Below are 23,312 nucleotides of genomic sequence, written 5' to 3' on the forward strand. Positions count from 1 at the left end.
ACAGCCGGTTCGCGACGATCAGCGAGCGGTTCGAGAAATGCGTCAGCCGCGCATCCTCGAACACGGCCTCAAGCGTCGGCACGCGGAAATCGAAATCGTCCGGCGTGGGCAGATAGGCGATGTCGTCCTGCCCCCCGCGATAGGCCGGGTCGGTATAGCGGATCAGCCCGAAGACCGAACTGTTCAGCGCGAAATCGCCGCCCGTCTGCGGCGCCACATGGTTGACGAGGTCGCCGATATGATGCGCGGCGAACAAGCTGTCGTCGATGCTGGTCAGCAGCGCCTCGATCTCGGGGGCGAGGGCGGCGGGATCGACGCCCACGTTCAGCGCCAGCACCCCGTTCCAGTCCGGATCGTCGATCAACGCGCAGAAGGCGCCAAGGCTTGCCACGCCGCGCGCGCCGTCATGGATCCGGCGTGCCTCGTCCAGATAGGCGGTCAGCCAGGCCGAGAGATAGGCGCCCTCGGGCTCGGCCTCGCTGTTGAAGACCGCGGTTCCGGTCCAGAGGTCCGGCGCAGCGGCCAGTTGCGCCAGCGAGGCGCTGGCCGATTTGAAGATCAGCACGTTGCGATAGCTGCCGATCGTGGTGTTCCCCGACAGGTCGAGGTCGAATTCCCAGCCGCTCATGCGGATTTTCGGGGAGAACCGGCCGAGATTGCCGCAGTCCTGCGTCATCACCACGAATTGCTGGTTGGTCAGGAACGCATCCTGCAAGGCATCGGGCAGGGCCTTGCCCGGCTCTGCCTCGAACCGGATCGCGACCTGGGTATCGGGGCCCTGCATCGCGGCCACGTCAAGCGCGCTCCAATGCCCGTTCCGGAACGTCGCCTTGTGGCCCTGCGGCGTCACCGCGCAGGTGGTGGCCCCGGCCATCGCGGCGGCCTGTCCCGTCGCCGCCTAGGCGATCGCGGCGCGGCGCGTGGGTTTGAGGTGGTGCAGCTCGAAGGCGCGGACCAGCGCGGGATCCTGCGCGGCGCCGAGCCCCGGCATCGCCGCATAGGGCGGGGCGGGGAAGAAGGCCGATGCCGCGCCCGGTGCCAGCGCGATGTATTCGACGCCCCACAGCCCGCACAGGAACGCGCTGTCGCCCGCCCCCGGGGGTGGCGAAGCGACGAACGGGCCGTCGCGCGTGAGGTAGCGCATGGCCCCGTCACCGCGGTTGAAGACAAGCTGACTGCCGCCCCGGGATCGGGGGCAAGGGCGATGGTGCCGCCGCCCCGGGTGCGGAAGGCCGACCCAAACCCCGCCCCGGCCGGGTCCAGCGCGAACCCGCTGCGCGCGGGGTCGAGCACCGCGTTGGGCGAGAGGCAGAGCGTGGCCGGGTGCCCGTCCGGCCCGTCGGGCGCGTTCAGCGCCGGAGTGGCCAGCAGCCCGCGCGCGCCAAGCTCGTAGCGGAACCCGACCACAAGATCGGAAACCGGCGTGGCCAGCGCGCCCGCCGCCCGCAGGCAGCCCGCCGCGGCGCCCCGCGCGTCGATCCGGACCGAGGTGCCGGGCGGCACGCGGAACAGGGGCGGCGCGGGCTTGCCCTTGGGCGTGCCGCGCAGCAGGCCGAAACCGGCGTCGCAACTCAGCACGAGGCCGTCATCGGCGGCGCTGGCGTCAACCTCGATCCTGGCCTGCCCCTCGGCCGCCAGCCGCAGCGAGCCAGGTTGCGCGCCGTCCTCCAGCAGGACCAGCGGGCGGGTCTCGGGCGCGTCCAGCAGAACGGCGAAGCGCTTGGTCCGGCGGTCGACAAGCGGCACCATCGGCAGGGCGGCGACCGGCGCGATCTCGGGCACCCAGGCCAGCGATGCCACGCCGATGGCGGACCAGTCACAGGCCTCGGGTCCCGCGACGACATCCTTGATGTTGCCATCCCCCAGCCCGGTCTCGAAGAAGACGAAGCTCTGCACGAAATAGAGCATCGGGTTCTGGAGCATCTTGAGATTGTGCGAGAGATAGGCCAGCCGCGTGGTGTCCTGCGGCGCGGGGGTATGGATGAAGATCCCGAACCAGCCCCCCGTCCGCGACACGACCCGGTCCGGCGTCAGCAGGTAGAAATAGGATTTGGGGGCGCGTTGTTCCCAGAAGGCGATCGCGAGCTTCACCTTCGCCCTCTCTCGAAGGCCCGGGGCGCGAGAGACCGCCATCCGGGGCAGGTGTGGCGGACAGGAAACTTGGGCGACGGGAACAGCACGCGCCCCGCCCTTTGCGGGCGTGTCGTCACCCCCCAAAAGACGCAATTATCTTGCGTATTTCGCCTGCGAGGAACAATTCATGAGAAGGATACGGAGCCATTGGCACAAGTCAAGGGAGTTGCCCGGTCCCTTGCGCCCGGAAAGGACCGCCGCAATGATCCGTATGTTCCCGGCCGTTCTTGTCGCTTTCGGCATGGCCTGCGCGGCCCCTGCGCGCGCCGGGCCGGACTGGCTGCAGGTCCGGCGCCGGGGGTGCAGGATCGGGCCGCGGGGCAGGAGCGGGCGTTGACGTTCCGGGGCCTTGGCGCGGCAACCGATCCGCGCAACACGGCGCTTGCCACGGATGCCGAGGTCACGCTGAGCGGGTCGATCTTGCCCTGACGACCCGCCCGCGGGACGATCAGCGCCTGATGTTCCGCCTTGCGGCCGGGCGGTCCGATGTCGCGTCTCAGCAGATCTTTCAGGATCTTCGCGCCGACAGCCTGGGCTTCGGCGTCGATCTGTTCCAGATCCGCGAGGATTATGTCGCGCAGGTCGGCTTCAGCGTCAGCGGCCAGCGGTTCCGCAACAGCTTTCTGGGCAATGTCGACCGATGGGACGGCCATATGGTCGAGATCCACGCGCGGATCCATGCCCCGCTGGTCCGCCAGCCGGGGCTGAGCGTGGGCCATTTCGGCGGCGGCCAGATCCTTGGCCTGACGCAGCAGGCGCATACGCAATTCGCCACGATGCTCGACCGGGAGACCCGGGTCAGCCGGAGCCTGTTCCGCGGCATCGACGTTTCGGGCGAGGTCGCGATCGGGCAGGGCCGGACGATCACCCCATGGGCCTTTGTCGTGCTGGTCCACGAGTTCGGGAAACGCCCGCCGCAACGGCCCTCGGCGCTGGTGACGGGCTTTGCGCCGGGGAACGCGTTCACCCTGTTTTCCGACCAGATCGCGAATATTCCCGACCGCTATCCCGAGGCCGATACCGCCGTCTTGAGCCTGGGCCTTGCGCGCCAGATGCAGGGGGGCGGCATGGCCAATCTGGGGGTCTATCTGGAACGCAACGGCGATTTCGAGACGCGATACCTGCAACTGGGCGTTGCCTTTCCGTTCTTACATCGGCGGGATGCAAGGCGCATCGCGTCTTGTGCCCGGGCCTTGCATCTGGTCTTGATACCGGCCACGGGGCGGCGTGGCGTGCCCCGCAGAATCCGCCCGGCAAGGGCGAACGGACAAGACGGAGGAGTTCCATGAAGGCGATCACTCTGGGCAGGGGCGCGTTCGCCGCCCTGGTCGTGGGCGCGATGATGCTGGGCACGGCCTCGGCCGAGACACTGCGGCTGTCGCACAATGTCGGCGACACCACCACCTGGCACAAGGGCGCCGAGAAGTTCGGCGAACTGATCTCCGAGGCGACCGGCGGCGACATTTCGGTGCGGGTCTTCCCCAATGCCCAGCTTTCGGGCGGCGACCAGATGAAGCAGGCCGAGATGATCGGCCGCGGCGCGCTGGACCTGGTGCTGACCTCGGCGATCAACGTCACGCCGCTGGTGCCCGAAATGGCGGTGTTCTCGCTGCCCTATCTCTATTCCTCCTATGACGAGGTCGACGCGACCACGCAGGGCGCGCCCGGCCAGATGATGGCCGACATCCTTCTGGAAAAGGGCATCGTCGTGCTGGCCTGGGGCGAGAACGGCTTTCGCGAGATCACCAACAACACCCGCCCGATCACCAGCCCCGACGACATGAAGGGGCTGAACATGCGCGTCGCGGGGCCGATGTATATCGACGTGATGAACGCGCTGGGCGCCAATCCGCAGCAGATGCAGTGGTCGGAAACGCTGACCGCGCTGCAACAGGGCGTGGTCGACGGGCAGGAAAACCCGATCGGCGCGGTCATCATTCCGCAGCAGGTCTACGAGATGCAGAAATACCTGACGACCTGGCATTATTCCTATGACCCGATCTTCCTTGGCATCTCGAAGGCCAAGTGGGACAGCTATGATGCCGGGATGCAGGACAAGCTGCGGACCGCCGCCATCGAGGCGATGGAATACCAGCGCCAGATCACCCGCGACGGCACCGCCAGCGGCATCGACTTCCTGCGCGAGAAGGGGATGGAGGTCACCGAACTGAGCCCCGAGCAGCTGGCCGCCTTCCGCGAGGCGACGCAGCCGGCCTTTGACACATGGGCGGCCAAGGTCGGCCCCGAGATCGTCGAGGCGTTCCGCGCGGCCATCGCGGAAGCGCAGTAACCGATGAAACGGCGCAGGTCCGCCCGGCGCGGGCCTGCCCTTCGTTCGGCATAGCGGGAAAGCCCGATGCGTTTCCTTCTCGACGAGGCGGAAAAGATCGTCTGCGCGGTCCTGTTCCTGGGCATGACCGCCATCGGCTTTGCCAATGTGGTGGTCCGCTACGGCACGAACTACTCGCTTGCCGCGACCGAGGAGTTGCTGACCAACGGCTTCCTGCTGCTGACCGTGTTCGGCGCCGCCATCGCCGCGCGGCGGGGCGAGAATCTGTCAGTGACGCTGGTCCATGACCTGCTGCCGCGCGCCTTGCGCAGGCCGCTTTTCGTGCTGGCCGCCGCGCTGTCCGTGCTGCTTCTGGCGCTGTCGGCCTGGTTCTCGTGGCAGACCCTGACCAACCAGTTGTCCAGCGGCATCCGCTCCTACGCGCTGGGCCTGCCCGCGTGGTATTACCAAGCGGCGGTGCCGTTCGGCTTTGCTCTGATCCTGATCCGCTATCTGCAACACGCGCGGGATGTGCTGCGCGGCATGGGCGACGGGGGATCCGATGCCTGATCTGTTCCCCGGCCTCGGCGCGGGCACCGGGATGGTGATCCTGTTCTTCCTGCTGATGGCGCTGCGCGTGCCGGTGGCCTTTGCGCTGGGCCTGTCGGCGATCCATGCGATGTGGCAGATCGGATTCGGGCTGGAGCTTGCGGGCGACCTGATCGCGGCGGGCGTCACCAAGTTCTCGCTGCTGGCGATCCCGTTCTTCATCCTTGCGGGCACGCTGATGGGCACGACGGGGATCGCGGAACGCATGATCCGCTTCTTCCGCGTGCTGATCGGGTCCACCCCCGGCGGCATGGGGGTTGTGGGGACGGTGGTCTGCCTGTTCTGGGGCGCGGTCAGCGGGTCCGGTCCGGCCTCGGTCGCGGCCATCGGGCCGATGATCGTCAAGGGGATGGAGGAGGACGGCTATTCCCGCGCCTATGCGGCGGGGCTGGTCTGCACCGGCGCGGCGCTGTCCATCGTGATCCCGCCCTCGATCGGGCTGGTGATCTATGGCGTGATCGCGGAAACCTCGATCTCGCAGCTGTTCATCGCGGCGATCATCCCCGGCCTGTTCATGGGGCTGATGATGCTGGCCACCCTGCCCTTCGCCCGGCGCGAGGGGCCTGCGACAAGCCCCGCGCTGGACGCGCTGAGCCCGATGCCGCATGCCGCGCTGCCCTATGGTCGGCGGCTGTGGCTGTCCTTCCGCGAGGCGTTCTGGGGCCTTCTGACGCCACTGGTGATCCTGGGCGGGATCTATTCGGGCATCTTCACCCCGACCGAGGCGGCGCTGGTCGCGACCGTCTATGCGCTGGGCGTCGGCGCGCTGGCCTATCGCACGCTGACCTTGCGCGGGCTTTACGAGGCGCTGGCCAATGCGGCCGCGTCCTCTGCGGTGGTGATGCTGGTGGTGGCCTATGCGGGGCTGTTCGGCTGGGTGGTCAATGTCGAGGATCTGATCGGGAGCTATTCCGGCGCGCTGCTGGGTCTGAGCGGCAATGAATGGGTGATCCTGCTGGTCATCATGGTCGTGCTGCTGGTCGCGGGGATGTTCATGGACCCGGTGACGGTGATGTTCATCTCGCTGCCGATCTTTCTGCCGGTGATGCGGGAAATGGGCTGGGATCCGGCCTGGTTCGGGGTGGTGGTGATGGTGAACCTGGCCATCGGGCTGTTCACGCCGCCGGTGGGCATCAATCTTTACGTCGCGGCGAATGTCACGCGCCTGTCAATCGAGCGCATCGCGCGGGGCGCCCTGCCCTTCCTGATCGCAAGCCTTCTGGGGCTGGCCGCGATCGCCGCCCTGCCCGCATTGTCGCTGACGCTGGTGGGGATGCTGCGCTGATCACTCCTTGCGCGTCATCGCCGCGCGCAGCGCATCGCCCAGCGCGCCCCGGCCGGACCCTTCGGGCGCGCGCGGCTTGCCCGTGCCCCGGGCGCGCGCGGGGCTGGCGGGGCGCGGGTCGGCGGCGGCGGCTTCCTTGCGCATCGACAGGCCGATGCGCTTGCGGGGAATGTCGATCTCGACCACGCGCACCTTGACCACATCGCCCGCCTTGACGACCTCGTGCGGGTCACGCACGAAGCGGTCGGCAAGCTGGCTGACATGCACCAGCCCGTCCTGATGCACGCCGATATCGACGAAGGCGCCAAAGGCGGCCACGTTGGTCACGGTGCCTTCCAGCATCATGCCGGGTTTCAGATCCTTGATGTCCTCGACCCCGTCGGCAAAGGCGGCGGTACGGAATTCGGGGCGCGGGTCGCGGCCGGGTTTTTCCAGTTCGGCAAGGATGTCGCGCACCGTGGGCAGGCCGAAACGGTCGTCTACGAATTGCTCGGGTTTCAGCCCCTTGAGCGCCGCGCCGTTGCCCATGATCTCGCGCAGGTCGCGGCCGCAGGCGGCGACGATCCGGCGGGCCACGCCATAGGCCTCGGGGTGGACGGAGGAGGCATCCAGCGGCTCGGTGCCGCCCTGGATGCGCAGGAAGCCCGCCGCCTGTTCGAACGCCTTCGGCCCCAGCCCGCCGACCTTGAGCAACGCCTTGCGCGAGGGAAAGGCGCCATTGGCATCGCGATGGGCGACGATGGCCTGCGCCAGCGACGGCCCCAGCCCCGCGACATGGGCCAGCAGCGGCGCGGACGCGGTATTCAGGTCCACCCCCACGGCGTTCACCGCGTCCTCGACCACCGCCTCCAGCGTCTGGGCAAGGCGGCGCTGGTCCACGTCATGCTGGTACTGGCCGACGCCGATGGATTTCGGCTCGATCTTGACCAGTTCGGCCAGCGGATCCTGGAGCCGCCGCGCGATGGACACGGCGCCGCGCAGGGACACGTCCAGATCGGGAAATTCGCGCGCCGCCAGTTCCGAGGCGGAATAGACCGACGCGCCCGCCTCGGACACCACCACCTTGACCGGGCGCGGCTCGGCGTCGGGCAGAAGGCGCAGCGCCTCGGCCACGAAACGCTCGGTTTCGCGGCTGGCGATGCCGTTGCCGATGGCGATCAGCTCGACGCCATGGCGGCGGACCAGTTCCAGCACCGTCGCCATGGCCCCGCGCAGGTCGTTCTTCGGCTGAAAGGGATACAGCGTCGCCGTCTCGACCAGCTTGCCGGTGGCGTCCACCACCGCGGCCTTTACGCCGGTGCGGATGCCGGGGTCCAGCCCCAGCGTCGGGCGCGCCCCCGCAGGCGCGGCCAGCAGCAGGTCGCGCAGGTTGCGGGCAAAGACGGCGATGGCCTCCTCATGGGCGCGGCGGCGCAATTCGCCCAGCAGGTCCATATACATCGTCAGGCCCAGCTTGACCCGCCAGGTCCAGCCCGCCGCCGCGCGCAGCCAGGCATCGCCCGGGCCGTCGCCCGCGATCCCGATCTCGGCGGCGAGCATGCCGATGGCGCGGGGCGTGCCGGTTTCGGGATCGGGGGCGATCTCGATGGTCACGACCTCTTCCTTGGAGGCGCGCAGGATCGCCAGCGCCCGGTGCGCGGGGATCGTGGCCCATTTCTCGCGATGGTCGAAATAATCCGAGAACTTGGCGCCCGCGACCTCCTTGCCGGGCACGACGCGGGCGGCGATGAACGCCTCGTCCTGCATGAAGGCGCGCAGCCGACCCAGAAGATCCGCATTCTCGGCCAGTTGCTCGGCCAGGATGTCGCGTGCGCCCGCAAGCGCGGTCTTGGCATCGGGCACGGCGTCCGACAGATAGCCCGCCGCCAGCGTCTCGGGCGCCGCGCCCCGGTCGTCCATGATCGCGCGCAGCAGCGGCTCCAGCCCGTTCTCGCGGGCGATCATCGCCTTGGTGCGGCGCTTGGGCTTGAAGGGCAGGTAGATGTCTTCGAGCGTGGCCTTGGTCCCGGCCCCGGCGATGGCGCGGGCCAGCGCATCGGTCAGCTTGCCCTGCTCGCGGATCGAATTCAGGATCGTTTCGCGCCGCGCCTCCATCTCGCGCAGATAGGCCAGCCGGTCGGCCAGCAGGCGCAACTGGGTATCGTACAGCCCGCCGGTCACCTCCTTGCGGTAGCGCGCGACAAAGGGCACGGTCGCGCCCCCGTCCAGCAACTGGACCGCGGCCTGAACCTGCGCGGGCGCGGCGGCGATCTCGGTGGCGATGGTACGGGTGATGCGGTCCTGGGCGGTCGTCACGGCAAGATCCTTGTCTGCGGTTGGACGGCCTTCCTAGCGGAGGGCGCGGGCCGCGCCAAGCGGCAGCCCGCGCCTTGTCCTGCTCAGTCCGCGCCGCGGGCAATGTCGCGGGCGGCGACCTGCCGACGCTGAAGCAGCAAGACGATCAGCGCCGCGCCAAGCCCGATGCCATCGGTCAGCCAGCCGCCGTCGATCATCGCAAGCGCCGCGGCGCCAACAAACAGGCGCAATGCCGGATTAAGCGTGCCCATGAACCAGCCCTGCACCGCCGCCGACAGCAGGAACACCCCGAAGGCGGCCGAGGCGGTGACATGCACGACCTCGGTCCAGTGCCCCTGCATCAACAGCGCGGGCGAGGCGAAGATCATGAACGGCACGACAAAAGCCGCCAGCCCGAACTTGAATGCCTCGACGCTGGTCTTCATCGGGTCGGATTGCGCGATGGCCGCCCCCGCATAGGCGGCCAGCGCCACGGGCGGCGTGATCGCCGACATCACCGCGAAGTAGAAGATGAAGAAATGCGCCAGAAGCGGCTGGATGCCCATCTGCACCAGCCCCGGCGCGATGACCGAGGCCGCCACCGCATAGGCCGCCGTTGTCGGCATCCCCATGCCGAGGATGATCGCCACGATCATCGCGAAGAACAGCGCGACAAGCTGGCTTTGCCCGGCCAGCCCCAGCAACAGCCCCGAGAACCGCGTGCCGATGCCGGTCAGCGCGATCACGCCCACGATGATGCCCGCCGCGGCGCAGACCGCGATCAGTTGCAGGCTCATCTTGGCGGCCAGCTCGAACGCGCGCAGGATCGCGACCGGCCCCATGCGATAGGGCGTCAGCCAGCTGACCACCGTGGCCGCCGCCATCGCCCAGACGCCCGCCCGGATGACCGAATAGCCCGCGAACAGCGTGGCGATCAGGATGATGATCGGCAGGAACAGGAACGTCTTGCGCGCCAGCACGTCGAAGCGCGGCAATTCCTCGCGCGGCAGGCCCTTCATGCCGTATTTGCGCGCGGCCAGATCGACATTGAACAGCACGCAGGCAAAGTAGAGCAGCGCGGGGATGATCGCCGCGATCACGACCTCGGTATAGGCGATGCCCGTGATCTCGGACATGATGAAGGCGCCCGCCCCCATGATCGGCGGCAGGATCTGCCCGCCCGAGGAGGCCGCGGCCTCGATCGCGCCGGCGGTCTGGGGCTTGTAGCCCACCTTCTTCATCAGCGGGATGGTCAGCGAGCCGGTGGCCACCACGTTGCCCGCCGATGTGCCGTTGATCATGCCCATCAGGCCCGAGCCGAACACCGCCACCTTGGCCGGTCCGCCGCGCAGATGCCCGGCCGCGGCAAAGGCGAAATTGACGAAATACTCGCCCACGCGGCTGGCCTGAAGGAAGGCGGCGAAGGTCACGAACAGGATGATGTAGGTCGATGAAATCGCCGTGGTCGGGCCGAGGATGCCCTGGTCGGTATAGACATAGGTGAAGAAGCGTGTCGCCGAGTAGCCACGATGTTCCAGGATGCCGGGCAGCCATGGCCCGACAAAGGCATAGATCACGAAGATCCCCGCGATCACCACCAGCGCCAGCCCGGCCAGCCGCCGCGTCAGTTCGAGGATCAGCAGAACGCCCGCCGCGGCGGCGAACATGTCCGCCTGCTTGGCCAGCGCGGTGCCCGCGCGCAGCCGCAGGAAGGGCGCGTGGTGGATGATGTAGAGCGCGACCGTGATCGCGGCGACGGCCAGGAAGACATCCGCAAGGTCCAGCCGCTCGCGGCTGCGGTCGGGCACGAACCAGCCCAGCCCCACCAGCCAGATCGAGCCCAGCAGCAGCGGCCAGCCGAAGGACAGCACCATCGCATCGCGCGCCGCCGCCTGATCGACGCCGCCGATGCCGAAATGAAAGCCCACCGCCTGAAGGAAGGCCGCCGTGATCGCCGCGGCCCCGGGCGCGATCAGCGCAAGGCGCAGCCGGTTCAGCCCGCGCGGCCCGGGCTCCTCGCCGAAGGTGGCGGTCGAGAACAGCAGGAAGCCGATGGCCAGCCCGCCGCCGACATGGATCAGCCGGTAGACCCAGGGTTCAAGCGGGTAGAGGTAAAGCACGCCGACATGGAAGATCGTGTAGCCCGCGCAGATCAGCGCCAGCACTCGACCGAGCAGGTATCCGGGGCGCCGCTGGTTCGACGCATAGGTTTCGGCGTCGACGCCTCTTGCGATATCGGGCCCCGCCTCGTCCGCCGCGGCGGCCGTCGGATTGGATTGCATGGCCTTCCCCCCCTCGGTCGGCCGGAGCGGTTGCCGACCCGACCGGGTCAGGTGGTCCGCGCCTCTGATGTTCTTTGCACGAGACGGCCGGCCCGCATCGCGCGCCGACCGGAGCGCGGCTCCCGGTCCCGCGCCCGCCCTTGCAAGGCAGGCGCGGGACCGGGTCAGCTTACTTCAGATCGTCGGGAATCTCGATGCCTGCTTCCTCGTAGAAGCGCACGGCGCCGGGATGGAACGGCATGAAGGTGTTCTTGTCCCAGTTCTCGATCAGCGTCTCGCTGGCCGCGGCATGGATCTGCAGCATGCGGTCATGGTTTTCCATCGCCAGCGTGGTGATCTCGTAGGCCAGGCTATCGGGCATGTCGGAATGCGCGACGGCGAAGTTCCACAGTGCGACGGTGGGCTGGTCGTAGTCATGGCCCGCATAGGTGCCCGCCGGGATCGTCAGGGGCGCCATGGCCGGGAAGGCCTCGAGGATCTTCGGCATCTCTTCCTCGTTGAAGCCGAACATCACCACGTCCTGGCTGGCCGCGAGTTCCGCGAAGGCCGAGATCGGCACGCCCGCGGCAAAGGCGAAGGCGTCGATCAGGCCGTCCTGAAGCTGGCCCGCGGCATCCGCGGCACCGGCATTCGAGACGCGGGCATTCACGCCGAGCACCTCCATGAACAGCGGCCAGTAGGTGCCGGGCGTGCCGCCCGCCGGGCCGACCGAAACGCGCTTGCCGTCCAGATCGGACACCGAGGTGATGCCCGACGAGCGCAGCGCGACGACCTGGAACGGCGTCTGGTACATCGGGAACAGCGCGCGGATCGAGCGGTGTTCCAGCCCCGGCGCCAGTTCCGACTTGCCCATCCAGGCGTCATAGGCCGGGCCCATGGTCACAAGGCCCATCAGGTGGTCGCCGGTTTCCACCAACGTCACGTTCTGCACCGGGCCGCCGGTCACCTCGCCCGTGGCATTCACGCCGAGCTGCTCGGAGATGAAGCTGGCAAAGCCGTTGCCATAGACGAAATAGGTGCCGCCCTGGCTGGCGGTGCCGATGGTCAGGCTGTTGGGCCAGTCCGCACGATCCTCGGCGGCGGCGGGCAGGGCAAGCGTGGCGGCGACCGCAAGGGCCGCGATACGGGTCATCAACATTGGGGTCCTCCCATGAACCTGGTTGGCGATTCCGGCGCGGCAGGCAGCCGCCCCGCCGGAGCACGCGGCATATCAGGGGGCGACGGGCGCCGCTGTGCAACCTTACAGATGCGATCGAGGGAAGAAAACCGCCGCACGCGGCGCGAAATGTGTGGATTTCGTAACATCGGCCGCCGGGGCATGGGGGGAATTCCCCCCATCCGTTTACTCGTCGTCGTCCGCGGCGCCGAAGGCGGTCTTGTCGATGCCGTGCTTCTGCATCTTCTCCCACAGCGTCTTGCGCGACAGGCCCAGCGCCTCGTAGACCGGCCGGATCGCGCCCTTGTGGGCCGCCAGCGCGGCCTCGATCTCGCGCTTCTCGAAGGCCGCGACGCGGGCGGCCAGGCGTGAGGGCGACTCGGTCTCGCCCGGCATCTCGGCGATGCCCAGCCCCAGCGCATAGCGGTCGGCGGCGTTCCTGAGTTCGCGGACATTGCCCGGCCAGTCGCGCGCCGCCACCGCCGCGACCAGCGCGGGCGGGGGGCCGGGCGGCTCGACCCGGTGGCGTTGCGCGGCCTCGGCCACCAGCCGCAGGAACAGCGGCGCCACATCCTCGGGCCGCGCGGCCAGCGGCGGCACGGTCAGCGTGACCACGTTCAGCCGGTAAAGCAGATCGGCCCGGAACCGGCCCGCGGCCACCTCCTCCTCCAGCGGCATCCGGCTGGTCGCCATGAAGCGCAGATCGAGCGGCACCGCCTCGTTCGAGCCGAGCCGCGTGATCTCGCGCCGCTCGATCACATGCAACAGCGTCCCCTGCGTCTCGATCGGCATCGAGGCGATGTCGTCCAGCAGCACCGTGCCGCCGCGGGCATGTTCCAGCTTGCCCACCCGCGGCCGCAACGCCCCGGCAAAGGCGCCCGCCTCGTGGCCGAACAACTCGCTTTCGATCAGGGCGGGCGGCAGCGCGACGCAGTCGATGGCGACAAAGGGGCGTTGCGCGCGCGGCGACAGATCGTGCAGCGCGCGGGCGACCAGATCCTTGCCGGTGCCGGTCTCGCCGATGACGAGCACATCCGCCTCGGACGGGCCGATGGTCCGGATCCGCCGCCGCAGGTCGATCATCGCGGTCGAGCGGCCGACCAGCCGGGCCTCGAGATCGTCGGCCTGACCGGCCGCGGCGCGCAGCACGCGGTTCTCGACCACCAGCCGCCGGTAATCGGCGGCGCGGGCGACGATCTCGGCCAGTTGCGAGGCGGAAAAGGGCTTTTCCACGAAATCATAGGCGCCGTCGCGCATGGCCCGGACGGCAAGCTGCACATCGCCATGGCCGGTCACGAGGATCACGGGAATATCGCGGTCGATCTCGTGGATGCGGTTCATCAGCGTCAGCCCGTCCATGCCGGGCATCCGGATGTCGGTCACGACGACGCCGGGAAAGCCGAAGCTGACCAGATCCAGCACGCGGCCCGCCTCGGCCAGTTCCTGCACGGCAAAGCCTTCGAGATCCAGCACCTGCGCGGTCGAGGTGCGCAGGTCGGGCTCGTCATCGACCAGAAGAACGCGCGCCCCGCTCACGCCGCCTGTATCCCTTCGTCCGCGGCGCGCCGCAGGTCGATCCGGAACTCGGCGCCGCCGCCTTCGGGATCGACCAGCGTCAGTTCGCCGCCGAAATCCTTGACGATGTTGTAGGAGATCGACAGCCCCAACCCCAGCCCGCGACCGACGCCCCTGGTGGTGAAGAACGGATCGAAGATGCGTTCGCGCAGCGCGTCCGGCACGCCGGGGCCGAAATCGCGGACCCGGATACGGGCGCCCGTTGCCGTCGGTTCGGCGGTCAGCAGGATGCGGCGGTCGGCCCGCCCGTCGACCGCATCCGCGGCATTGGTGATGACATTGACCAGCACCTGTTCCAGCCGGAGCGGGCCGCCGGCCACCGCGGGCAGGTCGGGGGCAAGCGTCACGGCCAGATCCGCGCCCACCGCGCGCAGGCGCGGGCCCGCGATCTCGGAGGCCGCGCGGATCACCTCGGGCAGCGAGGCCCGGCCAACGCCGCGTTCGGGCGTGCGGGCGAAGTTGCGCAGGTCGCGACCCAGCGCCGCCATCCGGTCGACCAGGGCGAGGATGCGCCCGGCATTTCGCCGCGCCTCGTCGGTGCGGCCGCGCTCCACCAGCGCCGGCAGGGTCTCGGCATAGTTGCGCACGGCGGCCAGCGGCTGGTTGAACTCGTGGCTGAGCGCCGCCGACATCTGGCCCAGCGCCGCCAGCTTGGCCGCCTGGATCAGGTCGGCCTGGGCCTGGCGCAGGTTGGCCTCGGCGGCGGCGCGTTCGGCCACCTCGGCGCCCAGCCGGGCGTTCAGGGCAGCCAGTTCGGCGGTGCGCGCGGCCACGCGGCGCTCGAGCTCGGCCCGGGCGGCGGCCTGCATGGCGAGGCGGTCGCGCAGCCGCGCGCGCCGCTGCCAGAGCGCGGCGGCAAGCGCCATCAGAAGCCCCAGCGCCAGCATGACCGCGAGCGTGAAGACGATGGCCTGGCGCCTGGCCAGAGCGGTGTCCAGAAGGACGGTCACCTTCCAGCCCGCCGTCTCCATCCATTCGGACAGCGCCAGCATAGCGCCGCCTGTCCCGGGCCGGGCCAGCCCGTCCGGGCCCGGCAGGCCGGTGAGCAGCGGCGCGCCCGTGATCGCGCGGTCGGCATAGCGCCGGGTCGCCCGGGTGCGGTCCGCCGCATCGGCATCCGGCCGGACATAGGGGCGGAACAGCCAGTCGGGCCGCGAGGACAGGAAGATGATGTTCTCGGGATCGGTGACCAACACCTCGTCATCGCCGCCGCGCCAGGTGTCCTCGATCGCGTCGAGGTCGATCTTGACGACCATCACCCCCGCGATCCGGTCATCCACCCGCACCGGTGCGCCGAAATAATAGCCGCGCTTGCCCGAGGTCGTGCCCAGCGCGAAGAACCGCCCCTCGCCGCCCGCCAGCGCCTGCGTGAAATAGGGACGGAAGGCGAAATTGCCGCCGATGAAGGAGGTCGGGTGATCGAAATTCGACGCCGCGCGGGTGATCCCGCCCGGGTCCATGAAATAGATGTCCGACGCGCCCAGCGTCACCGCGATATGGCGCAGCGTCAGGTTCGCGGCGGCGATGCGGGCGGGATCATGGGGATGGGCGGCCAGCGCGCGGATCACCGGCTGTTCGGCGACCAGCCGGGGCAGCCGCTGGAACCGGTCGAGCTGCGCGGTGAGCGTCGAGACCGCCAGCCGCAACGTGGTATCGCCCCGCCGCGCGGTATCGTCCAGAAAGACGCGCTGGGCCTGGGCATGCACGAAGACCCCGGCCAGCAGCACGACCAGCAGCCCGAAAAGCGCAAGCGCCCCCTGCGCGGCGTGCCTGCCGCGGGCCGTCGCTGCGGCGATCCGTTCGGGCATGTCGGTGCCGGTCCCTTTCTCGCTGTCCAAGACCGCGCGACGCTAGCATGCCGGACTGACGCGGGCAAACCCGCCCGCCGGGGCGGCGGCCGGGCTTTGCCGGGGCGGGGCGGATCGCTTATGCAGGTCACGGGCCGGCAAGGGAGGGACCGATGAGGATCACGCGACGCAGTCTGACGGCATGGCTTGGGATCTCGGCGCTGGCGGCCTGTTCGGGCGGGGTCGGCAGCCCGCCGCCCGCCAGCCGCGCGACGGCGCGGCCGGTGGCCAATCCGGCCTATGACGCCTGGCTGGCCGGGTTCCGCCAGCGCGCCGCGACGCAGGGCATTGCGCCCGCCACGCTGGACCGCGCGCTGAGGACCGCGGGATTCCTGCCCGATGTGGTCGAGCGCGACCGCAGTCAGACCGAGTTCACCCGCACGCTGGAGGACTACCTGGCGATCGCCGCCTCGGACGAGCGCATCGCCAAGGGCCGCGCCCAGCTTGCGCGGCGGCAGGCGGTGCTGCGGGCCATCGAGGCGCGCCATGGCGTGCCGCCCGAAGTGGTGACGGCGATCTGGGGGCTGGAAAGCATGTATGGCGAGCGGCGGGGGGATATTCCGGTCGTCGCCTCGACCTCGACGCTGGCCTTCGACGGGCGGCGCGGGGCGTTCTTCGAGCAGCAACTGATCGCGGCGCTGCGGATCCTGCAACGCGGCGACGTGACCCCGGAACGGATGACCGGAAGCTGGGCGGGCGCGATGGGTCATACGCAGTTCATCCCGACCTCGTATCTGGCCTATGCGGTGGATTTCGACGGCGACGGGCGGGCCGATATCTGGTCGGACGATCCCACCGACGCGCTGGCCTCGGCGGCGGCCTATCTGGGCCGGTCGGGCTGGCAGGCGGGCCGGCCCTGGGGGATGGAGGTGCAACTGCCGCCCGGTTTCGACACCGCGCGCGCAGGGCGGGGCAACCGGCGCGAGGCGGGCGCGTGGTCGGCGATGGGGGTGCGGGACATGAACGGCCGCCCCCTGCCCGATCATGGGCCGACGGCGATTCTGGTGCCCGCCGGGCCGGGCGGCCCGGCCTTTGCGCTGTTTCGTAACTTCGACGTGCTCCTGCGCTACAACAACGCGCAGAACTACGCGATCGGGGTGGGCCATCTGTCCGACCGGCTGCTGGGGCGGCCGCCGATCCGGGGACGCTTTCCGCCGGATGCCACTGGCCTGACGCTGGACGACCGCAAGGAGTTGCAGCGCCGCCTGACCGCTGCGGGCCTTGACACCGGCGGCGCCGACGGGGTGATCGGCGCCCGCACCGAAGCCGCAATCCGCAACTATCAGCAACGGGCGGGCCTGCCGGTCACCGGACAGCCCTCGGCAGAGTTGTTGCGGCGGCTGCGCTGATCGCGGGTTGCCAACCCTGGCGGCTTGGATAGGTTGCTCTCTGCAATACGGCTGCTATGGATCTCGGCCACTTGCCGAATTTCCCGCATCCGCGGGAACAGTTAACGCCCCTGAAGGGGCTTGGGAGGAAAGACATGTCCGAACAGAAATCGCTCGACCGCCGCTCGTTCCTGAAGAAATCGGCGCTGATGGGCGGGGCCGCCGCCGGAACCGCGCTGGCAGCGCCGGCCGTGCTGGCCCAGTCGCCGCTGGTGGTCAAGATGCAGACCTCCTGGCCCGCCTCCGACATCTGGATGGATTTCGCGCGTGAAATACGTCACCCGGGTCGAGGAGATGTCGGGCGGCCGCCTGCGGGTCGACCTGCTGCCCGCGGGTGCGGTCGTCGGCGCGTTCCAGGTGATGGATGCGGTGCATGACGGCGTGATCGACGCCACGCATACGGTGCCCGTCTACTGGTATGGCAAGCACAAGGCGGCGTCGTTCTTCGGCACCGGCCCGGTCTTTGGCGGCAATGCCAACACGATGCTGGGCTGGTTCTACCAGGGTGGCGGCGCGGAACTTTACCGCGAGCTGACGCAGGACGTGCTGCGGCTGAACGTCTACGGCTTCATGGGCTTCCCGATGCCCGCCCAGCCCTTCGGCTGGTTCAAGGGCGAGGTGAACACCCCGGCCGACCTGCAGGGCTTCAAGTATCGCACCGTGGGGCTGGCGGCCGACCTGCTGCAGGCCATGGGGATGAGCGTTGCGCAGCTTCCGGGCGGCGAGATCGTCCCGGCGATGGAACGCGGCGTGATCGACGCCTTCGAGTTCAACAACCCGTCCTCTGACCTGCGCTTCGGCGCGCCGGACGTGGCCAAGAACTACTACCTGTCGTCCTATCACCAGGCGTCCGAATCCTTCGAATTCGCGTTCAACAAGGATTTCTTCGACGATCTGGACGAGGATCTGCAGGCGATCCTGAAATACGGGGTCGAGGCGGCCTCCACCTCGAACACCGCGCTGTCGCTGCGCGAATATTCCAACGACCTGGAGCGCATCCGCGAGGAGTTCGGCGTCACCGTGCACCGCACCTCGAAAGAAATCCTGGCCGCCCAGCTGGAAGCCTGGGACCAGATCATCGCCGATCTGGAAAAGGACGATCTGAACAAGCGGATCATGGACAGCCAGCGCGCCTGGGTGGAAAAGGTCGCCTATTTCGAACTGATGAACGCGCCCGATCTGACGCTCGCCTACGAGCATTTCTTCCCGAGCCGCCTGAACCTCTGACCCATCGGCAAGAGTTGAAAGACCCCGGCGGCCAAAGCCGCCGGGGTCGTCGCGTGACAAGGGGGAATGGTCGTGGTCGGATTCATCCGTTTCGCCGACAACCTGTCGGCCTGGTTCGGCAGGGCATTCGCCTGGCTGATCATCCTGATGGCCGTGGGCACGGGCTACGAGGTCTTCGTGCGCTACGTCATGAACAACCCGACGCCCTGGGCACTGGACGTGTCCTTCATCATGTATGGCACGCTGTTCATGATGGGCGGCGCCTACACGCTGTCGCGGGGCGGGCATGTGCGGGGCGACTTCCTGTATCGGCTGTGGCAGCCCAGAACCCAGGCCAAGGTCGATCTGGTGCTGTATATCCTGTTCTTCTTCCCCGGGATCCTGGCGCTGATCTTCGCGGGCTGGAAATATGCCTCGCGCTCCTGGAGCTATACCGAGGTTTCGATCAACAGCCCGGCGGGCATTCCGATCTACCAGTTCAAGTCGGTTCTGGTGGCGGCGGGGCTGTTGCTGTTCGTGCAGGGCATCGCGCAGGTCTGCCGCTGCATCCTGGCGATCCGCACCAATGAATGGCTTCTGGCCAAAGAGGACGTGTTAGAGACCGAGGACATCCTGATACGAGAGGCCGACAAGGCCGAGAGGGATCATCACATATGACGGACCCCCAAATCGCCCTGATGATGCTGGGGCTGTTCATCCTCTTCGTCTTCCTGGGCTTTCCGATCGCCTTCACGCTGATGGCGATGGGCATCGGCTTTGGCTATTACGCCTATTTCGACGCGGGCCGGATGTGGCGAAGCTTCAACCGCCTCGGCGAGGACGCCGACATGTGGGAGCGGTGGACCACCTGGATCGAGGGGTTGTTCAACAACCGCATCTTCGACCTGTTCGTGAACCAGACCTATACGGTCATGTCGAACGAGGTGCTGACCGCGGTGCCGCTGTTCCTGTTCATGGGCTATATCGTCGAGCGCGCGAATATCGTGGACCGGCTGTTCGGCACGCTGAACATCGCCGCGCGCAACGTGCCCGGCTCGATGGGGGTGGCCTCGCTGATCACCTGCGCGCTGTTCGCCACGGCAACCGGCATCGTCGGCGCGGTGGTAACGCTGATGGGCCTGCTGGCGCTGCCCGCCATGCTCAAGGCGCGCTACAGCCCGTCATTCGCCAGCGGCATCATCTGCGCGGGCGGCACGCTGGGCATCCTGATCCCGCCCTCGATCATGCTGATCGTCTATGCCGCGGCCTCGGGTGTGTCCATCGTCCGGCTTTATGCCGCGGCGCTGTTGCCGGGTCTGACGCTGGTCGGGCTTTACCTGATCTACGTCATGGGCCGGGCGATCCTGCAACCGTCGGTCGCGCCGCGGCCCACCGAGGACGAGGTGCCGAGAGTGCCCTTCGGCAAGCTGGCGGTGATGATCGTCACCTCGTTCCTGCCGCTGGCCTTCCTGATCGCGTCGGTGCTGGGCTCGATCCTGTTCGGCCTGGCCACCCCGACCGAGGCGGCCGCGATCGGCGCGCTGGGGGGCATGCTGCTGGCGGTGATCTACCGGGCGATGAGCTTCAAGCGGCTGCGCGAAAGCGTCTATCTGACGGTGCGCACGACGGCGATGGTGTGCTGGCTGTTCGTCGGGTCCTACACTTTCTCGGCGGTGTTCTCCTATCTGGGGGGCGAGCATCTGATCTCGGAATTCGTGCAGGGCATGAACCTGACGCCGCTGCAATTCCTGATCCTTGCGCAGGTCATCATCTTCCTGCTGGGCTGGCCGCTGGAATGGTCCGAGATCATCATCATCTTCGTGCCGATCTTCCTGCCGCTACTGAAGTTCTTCGAGATAGACCCGATGTTCTTCGGCGTGCTCGTGGCGCTGAACCTTCAGACCAGTTTCCTGACACCACCGATGGCGATGTCGGCCTATTACCTGAAGGGCATCGCGCCGCCCTCGGTGCAGCTGACGGCGATCTTCCGCGGGGTGATGCCGTTCCTGTTCTGCGTGATCCTGGCGATGGCGCTGATGTATATCTATCCCGAGATCGTCTACTACCTGCCGAGGCTGTTCTATGGATAAGGCGAACCCGCGCGCCCGGTCGGCTGCGGCGGCCCTGTCGCTGGGCGCGGTCGCGATCCGCGACAGGCTGGCCGCGGGCGAGTTCCGCGCCGCCGACATGGTCGAGGCCTGGCTTGCGCGCATCGCCGAGGCCGAGCCCGAAGTGCAGGCCTGGGCCTGGCTCGACGGCGATCACGCGATGGCGCAGGCCGAGGCGCTGGACCGTCACCGCGAAACCGGCCGCGCCATCGGACCCCTGCACGGGCTGCCGGTAGGGCTGAAGGATGTCATCGACACCGCCAAGATCCCCACCAAGAACGGCGCCGCGCTGGACCGGGGCCGGGTGCCGCAGCGCGATGCCTTTCTGGTGGAACGGCTGCGCGCGGCGGGTGCCATCGTGATGGGCAAGACGGTGACGACCGAACTGGCCCTCCTGCATCCGGGCAAGACGCGCAATCCGCACAACCCGGGGCACACGCCCGGCGGGTCCTCCTCGGGTTCGGCCGCGGCGGTGGCGGCGGGCATGGTGCCGCTGGCGGTGGGCACGCAGACCGGCGGCTCGGTGATCCGGCCCGCCTCCTTCTGCGGGGTGACGGGGTTCAAGCCCAGCTTCGGCGCGATTCCGCGGCGCGGCGTGCTGATGCAATCGCCCAGCCTGGATACGCTGGGCGTCTTTGCCAACGACCCGCTGGGCGCCGCGCTGCTGGCCGAGGCGCTGTTCGGCCATGACGCGGCCGATCCGGCCACCGCACCCGGCCCGCATCCCCGCCTGTTCGAGGTCGCGCGCGCCGCCCCGCCGGTCAGGCCGGTCTTCGCCTTTGTCCGCCCGCCCGGCTGGGACGACGCCCATCCCGAGATGCAGGCGGGTCTTGCCGAACTGGTCGAGGCACTTGGCGATCAGGTCTTCGAGGTCGATCTGCCCCCCGCCTTTGCGGGTGCCGAGGCCGAGCGGCGGCGCATCAATTTCGCCGAGATGGCGCGCTATTATCACCGCTATAGCCGCGACCCCGACCAGCTGGCCGAGGAAACCCGCGCCGCGCTGGACGAGGGCAACGCCATTTCCGCGCGCGACTATCTGGCCGCGCTCGACTGGAAACCGGTGCTGAATGCCGCGCTGGCCGAGATCTTCAAGCGCTGCGACGCGATCCTCTGCCCCGCCGCCCTTGGCCCCGCGCCCGAGGGGCTGGGCTCGACCGGCAGCGCGATCTTCAACGGGCTATGGACGCTGTGCGGCACGCCCGCGGTCACGGTGCCGCTGATGACCGCCGGAAACGGGCTGCCGATGGGCGTGCAGCTTGTCGGACAGACCGGCAATGACGCACGGCTGTTACGGACCGCGCAATGGCTCTGCGACTGGGCCGATGCATAACTGACGACGGAAAGGACCGGCCATGATCGACCGCCTGCTTGCGATTTTCGCCTTCGCCGTCTTCGCGGGTTTTCTGGGGATCCTCGCGATGGGCGTGCCCCGGCTTGACCTGTGGCTGGTCATCGGCGTGACCGTGGTGCTGGTGGCCTGGGATTTCATCGCCTCGAGCGGCAAGCCGCGGGGCTGACGGGCACGGGCGCGCCTTGCGCGCGGGTCAGGCCTCGACTTCGCCCCGCAGAAAGACCGGGCGGTCCGGTTCGGACAGATCGGGGATGTGGCGATAGCCGCCCGTGTCGAACTCCAGCAGCGCCTCGGGATCGGTCAGCCGCCGCTCGACCACGAAGCGCGCCATCGCGCCGCGCGCCTTCTTTGCGAAGAAGCTGACGATCTTCGGCCCGCCCGGCCGATCCTCGAGGAAGACGGGCGTGATGACCCGCAGGCGCAGCGCCCCCATGTCGACCGCGCCGAAATATTCCTGGCTGGCGCAGTTCACCAGAATGTCGGTGCCCGCCGCCTGCGCGGCCTCGTTCAAGGCGAGGGCCAGCCGGTCGCCCCAATAGGCATAGAGGGTTTCGCCCCTGTCGGTCCTGAGCCGGCTGCCCATTTCCAGCCGGTGCGGCTGGATCGCGTCGAGCGGGCGCAGAAGACCGTAAAGCCCCGACAGGATGCGCAGCCGGTCCTGGGCAAAGCGCAGATCGTCCGAATCCAGCGAGGCGGCCTCGAACCCGGCATAGGTGTCGCCCGCGAACATCAGGATCGCGGGCTTGACCGCCTCGGGTTGCGGCGCGGCGGCGAAATCGCGGAAACGGTCGGCGTTCAGGCGCGCGAGCTTGTCGCTGATATGCATGAGCTTCGAGAGGTCCGCGGGCGCGAGTTCGGCCGCGACGGCCGCCAGATGCTCGGCATCCGCGTGAAAGGCGGGCGCCGTGGGCGTGATGCCGTCCACCGGGGCAAGGTCCAGCCGTTTCGCGGGCGATATGACGACAAGCATGCGGGTTCCTTCGGATTTGTCGGGCGGACAGATAGCAAACGAGCCGGGGCCGTCCAGCCTTACTCCCCGGCCAGCACCTGAAGGAAGGCGGGGCCGAAGCGGTCGGCCTTGGCTGGACCCATGCCGGGCAGGCGGGCCATGTCCTCGATGCTGGCGGGGCGGCGTTCGGCGATGTGGCGCAGCGTGGTATGGGTGCAGGAGAGGTATTTCCCCGTGCCGTCCGCGCCGCGGCTGAGATCGCGCTGCACCTCCATCAGCCGGTCGAAGATTTCGCCCGCTTCGCACCCCGCCAGCCGCAGCCGCGCCGGGTGGGGCCGTTCGGCCGCCCCGGCGATCACCTCGAGGAATGCAGCGCCGTAGCGGTCGAGCTTGGTTGCGCCGACGCCGCCGATCCGCGCCATCTCGTCCAGCGTCGCGGGGCGCGTCTCGGCCATCTCGATCAGGGTGCGGTCGGTGAAGATGATATAGGCGGGCACGCCCGCGGCCTCGGCCAGCGCGCGGCGTTTCGCCTTGAGCGCGGAAAGAAGCGGCGCGTCCTCGTCGGAGACCAACGCCTTGACCACGGGGCGCGATTTCTCGGCGGCGATGGTGTCGCGGCGCAGCTCGATCACGGCCTCGCCCTTCAGGATCGGGCGGGCGGCGTCCATCATCCGCAGCGCGCCGTGGCGGTCGGGATCGGGGCGGACCAGATCGCGGCCCATCATCTGGCGGAACACCGCCTGCCAGCCGCGCCGGTCGAACTCGCGCCCCACGCCGAAGGTGGGCAACCGGTCATGGCCGCGGGCGCGGATCTTGTCGGTTGCGGTCCCTGTCAGGATGTCGACCAGGTGCTGGGTGCCGAAGCTTTCGCCCGTGCGCA

Annotated in this window: 18 protein-coding genes and 1 pseudogene; 10 read left to right on the forward strand and 9 right to left on the reverse strand. The window is 68.8% G+C overall.

The window, feature by feature from the left end:
* Both ENN83_RS02670 and ENN83_RS02675 read right to left on the reverse strand, forming a co-directional pair.
* Positions 1-874: hypothetical protein (locus tag ENN83_RS02670; protein WP_287183770.1), on the reverse strand; the 874-nt coding region annotated here is incomplete at its 3' end.
* Positions 847-2,091 (reverse strand): hypothetical protein, encoded by a 1,245-nt coding sequence (locus ENN83_RS02675; protein WP_287183773.1) that lies wholly within the window; start codon positions 2,089-2,091, stop codon positions 847-849. The genes ENN83_RS02675 and ENN83_RS02670, both read right to left, overlap by 28 nt.
* Before the next feature lie 500 nt (positions 2,092-2,591).
* Between ENN83_RS02675 and ENN83_RS02680 the strand changes: the two genes are divergently transcribed.
* From ENN83_RS02680 to ENN83_RS02695, 4 genes are all read left to right on the forward strand, one after another.
* Positions 2,592-3,422, forward strand: a complete 831-nt coding sequence (locus ENN83_RS02680) for an autotransporter outer membrane beta-barrel domain-containing protein (protein WP_287183776.1) — start codon at positions 2,592-2,594, stop codon at positions 3,420-3,422.
* Positions 3,419-4,423, forward strand: a complete 1,005-nt coding sequence (locus ENN83_RS02685) for a DctP family TRAP transporter solute-binding subunit (RefSeq protein ID WP_287183779.1) — start codon at positions 3,419-3,421, stop codon at positions 4,421-4,423. Before ENN83_RS02680 ends, ENN83_RS02685 begins: the two co-directional genes overlap by 4 nt.
* 66 nt (positions 4,424-4,489) lie before the next feature.
* Positions 4,490-4,972 (forward strand): TRAP transporter small permease, encoded by a 483-nt coding sequence (locus ENN83_RS02690; protein ID WP_287183782.1) that lies wholly within the window; start codon positions 4,490-4,492, stop codon positions 4,970-4,972.
* A complete protein-coding gene (locus ENN83_RS02695; RefSeq protein ID WP_287183786.1) occupies positions 4,965-6,296 on the forward strand; it encodes a TRAP transporter large permease in 1,332 nt (443 codons plus the stop codon). Before ENN83_RS02690 ends, ENN83_RS02695 begins: the two co-directional genes overlap by 8 nt.
* On the opposite strand, the gene ENN83_RS02700 is transcribed toward ENN83_RS02695, so the two are convergent.
* The 5 genes from ENN83_RS02700 to ENN83_RS02720 form a co-directional block, all read right to left on the reverse strand.
* The gene (locus ENN83_RS02700; RefSeq protein ID WP_287183789.1) at positions 6,297-8,591 is read right to left on the reverse strand and encodes a Tex family protein; all 2,295 of its coding nucleotides are present in this window, start codon (positions 8,589-8,591) and stop codon (positions 6,297-6,299) included.
* 83 nt (positions 8,592-8,674) lie between these two features.
* Entirely contained in the window at positions 8,675-10,852 is a 2,178-nt protein-coding gene (locus ENN83_RS02705) for a TRAP transporter permease (protein ID WP_287183792.1), read from the reverse strand.
* Positions 10,853-11,021: 169 nt separating this feature from the next.
* Entirely contained in the window at positions 11,022-11,984 is a 963-nt protein-coding gene (locus ENN83_RS02710; RefSeq protein WP_349760088.1) for a TAXI family TRAP transporter solute-binding subunit, read from the reverse strand.
* Positions 11,985-12,194: 210 nt separating this feature from the next.
* Positions 12,195-13,544 (reverse strand): sigma-54-dependent transcriptional regulator, encoded by a 1,350-nt coding sequence (locus ENN83_RS02715; protein WP_287183797.1) that lies wholly within the window; start codon positions 13,542-13,544, stop codon positions 12,195-12,197.
* On the reverse strand, positions 13,541-15,391 hold the full coding sequence (locus ENN83_RS02720) for a sensor histidine kinase (RefSeq protein ID WP_287183799.1): 1,851 nt from the start codon (positions 15,389-15,391) through the stop codon (positions 13,541-13,543). The genes ENN83_RS02715 and ENN83_RS02720 overlap by 4 nt, the downstream gene beginning before the upstream one ends.
* A 152-nt stretch (positions 15,392-15,543) precedes the next feature.
* On the opposite strand from ENN83_RS02720, the gene ENN83_RS02725 reads away from it, so the two are divergent.
* The 6 genes and pseudogenes from ENN83_RS02725 to ENN83_RS02750 all read left to right on the forward strand — a co-directional run bounded on the left by ENN83_RS02725 (position 15,544) and on the right by ENN83_RS02750 (position 21,649).
* Positions 15,544-16,779 carry a lytic murein transglycosylase gene (locus ENN83_RS02725; RefSeq protein ID WP_287183802.1) on the forward strand — a complete coding sequence of 412 codons (1,236 nt, stop codon included), beginning with the start codon at positions 15,544-15,546 and terminating at the stop codon, positions 16,777-16,779.
* A gap of 134 nt (positions 16,780-16,913) precedes the next feature.
* Positions 16,914-18,045: pseudogene (locus ENN83_RS02730) on the forward strand (TRAP transporter substrate-binding protein).
* Positions 18,046-18,117: 72 nt separating this feature from the next.
* Entirely contained in the window at positions 18,118-18,702 is a 585-nt protein-coding gene (locus tag ENN83_RS02735) for a TRAP transporter small permease subunit (RefSeq protein ID WP_287183804.1), read from the forward strand.
* The gene (locus ENN83_RS02740) at positions 18,699-20,114 is read left to right on the forward strand and encodes a TRAP transporter large permease (RefSeq protein ID WP_287183807.1); all 1,416 of its coding nucleotides are present in this window, start codon (positions 18,699-18,701) and stop codon (positions 20,112-20,114) included. Before ENN83_RS02735 ends, ENN83_RS02740 begins: the two co-directional genes overlap by 4 nt.
* Entirely contained in the window at positions 20,107-21,462 is a 1,356-nt protein-coding gene (locus tag ENN83_RS02745) for an amidase (RefSeq protein ID WP_287183810.1), read from the forward strand. Before ENN83_RS02740 ends, ENN83_RS02745 begins: the two co-directional genes overlap by 8 nt.
* Positions 21,463-21,484: 22 nt before the next feature.
* Positions 21,485-21,649, forward strand: coding sequence for a hypothetical protein (locus ENN83_RS02750; protein WP_287183813.1), 165 nt, complete (start codon positions 21,485-21,487; stop codon positions 21,647-21,649).
* A 27-nt stretch (positions 21,650-21,676) separates the two neighbouring features.
* Here the strand turns inward: ENN83_RS02750 and yaaA are convergent, their stop codons facing one another.
* Positions 21,677-22,453: a peroxide stress protein YaaA gene (gene yaaA / locus ENN83_RS02755; RefSeq protein ID WP_287183816.1), complete on the reverse strand. Its 777-nt coding sequence runs from the start codon at positions 22,451-22,453 to the stop codon at positions 21,677-21,679.
* 59 nt (positions 22,454-22,512) lie between these two features.
* The coding region (locus tag ENN83_RS02760) for a RecQ family ATP-dependent DNA helicase (protein WP_287183820.1) at positions 22,513-23,312 on the reverse strand (800 nt) is incomplete at its 5' end.

The sequence above is a fragment of the Rhodovulum sp. genome (assembly GCF_011048875.1).
GTDB lineage: Bacteria > Pseudomonadota > Alphaproteobacteria > Rhodobacterales > Rhodobacteraceae > Rhodovulum > Rhodovulum tesquicola.

What these genes read in the sequence shown, in the direction of transcription:
- ENN83_RS02680 (WP_287183776.1), top strand. Translation starts at nt 2,592, where the DNA reads ATGTTCCGCCTTGCGGCCGGGCGGTCCGATGTCGCGTCTCAGCAGATC.
- ENN83_RS02685 (WP_287183779.1), top strand. Translation starts at nt 3,419, where the DNA reads ATGAAGGCGATCACTCTGGGCAGGGGCGCGTTCGCCGCCCTGGTCGTG.
- ENN83_RS02690 (WP_287183782.1), top strand. Translation starts at nt 4,490, where the DNA reads ATGCGTTTCCTTCTCGACGAGGCGGAAAAGATCGTCTGCGCGGTCCTG.
- ENN83_RS02695 (WP_287183786.1), top strand. Translation starts at nt 4,965, where the DNA reads ATGCCTGATCTGTTCCCCGGCCTCGGCGCGGGCACCGGGATGGTGATC.
- ENN83_RS02705 (WP_287183792.1), bottom strand. Translation starts at nt 10,852, where the DNA reads ATGCAATCCAATCCGACGGCCGCCGCGGCGGACGAGGCGGGGCCCGAT.
- ENN83_RS02710 (WP_349760088.1), bottom strand. Translation starts at nt 11,984, where the DNA reads ATGACCCGTATCGCGGCCCTTGCGGTCGCCGCCACGCTTGCCCTGCCC.
- ENN83_RS02720 (WP_287183799.1), bottom strand. Translation starts at nt 15,391, where the DNA reads ATGCCCGAACGGATCGCCGCAGCGACGGCCCGCGGCAGGCACGCCGCG.
- ENN83_RS02725 (WP_287183802.1), top strand. Translation starts at nt 15,544, where the DNA reads ATGAGGATCACGCGACGCAGTCTGACGGCATGGCTTGGGATCTCGGCG.
- ENN83_RS02740 (WP_287183807.1), top strand. Translation starts at nt 18,699, where the DNA reads ATGACGGACCCCCAAATCGCCCTGATGATGCTGGGGCTGTTCATCCTC.
- ENN83_RS02745 (WP_287183810.1), top strand. Translation starts at nt 20,107, where the DNA reads ATGGATAAGGCGAACCCGCGCGCCCGGTCGGCTGCGGCGGCCCTGTCG.
- ENN83_RS02750 (WP_287183813.1), top strand. Translation starts at nt 21,485, where the DNA reads ATGATCGACCGCCTGCTTGCGATTTTCGCCTTCGCCGTCTTCGCGGGT.
- yaaA (WP_287183816.1), bottom strand. Translation starts at nt 22,453, where the DNA reads ATGCTTGTCGTCATATCGCCCGCGAAACGGCTGGACCTTGCCCCGGTG.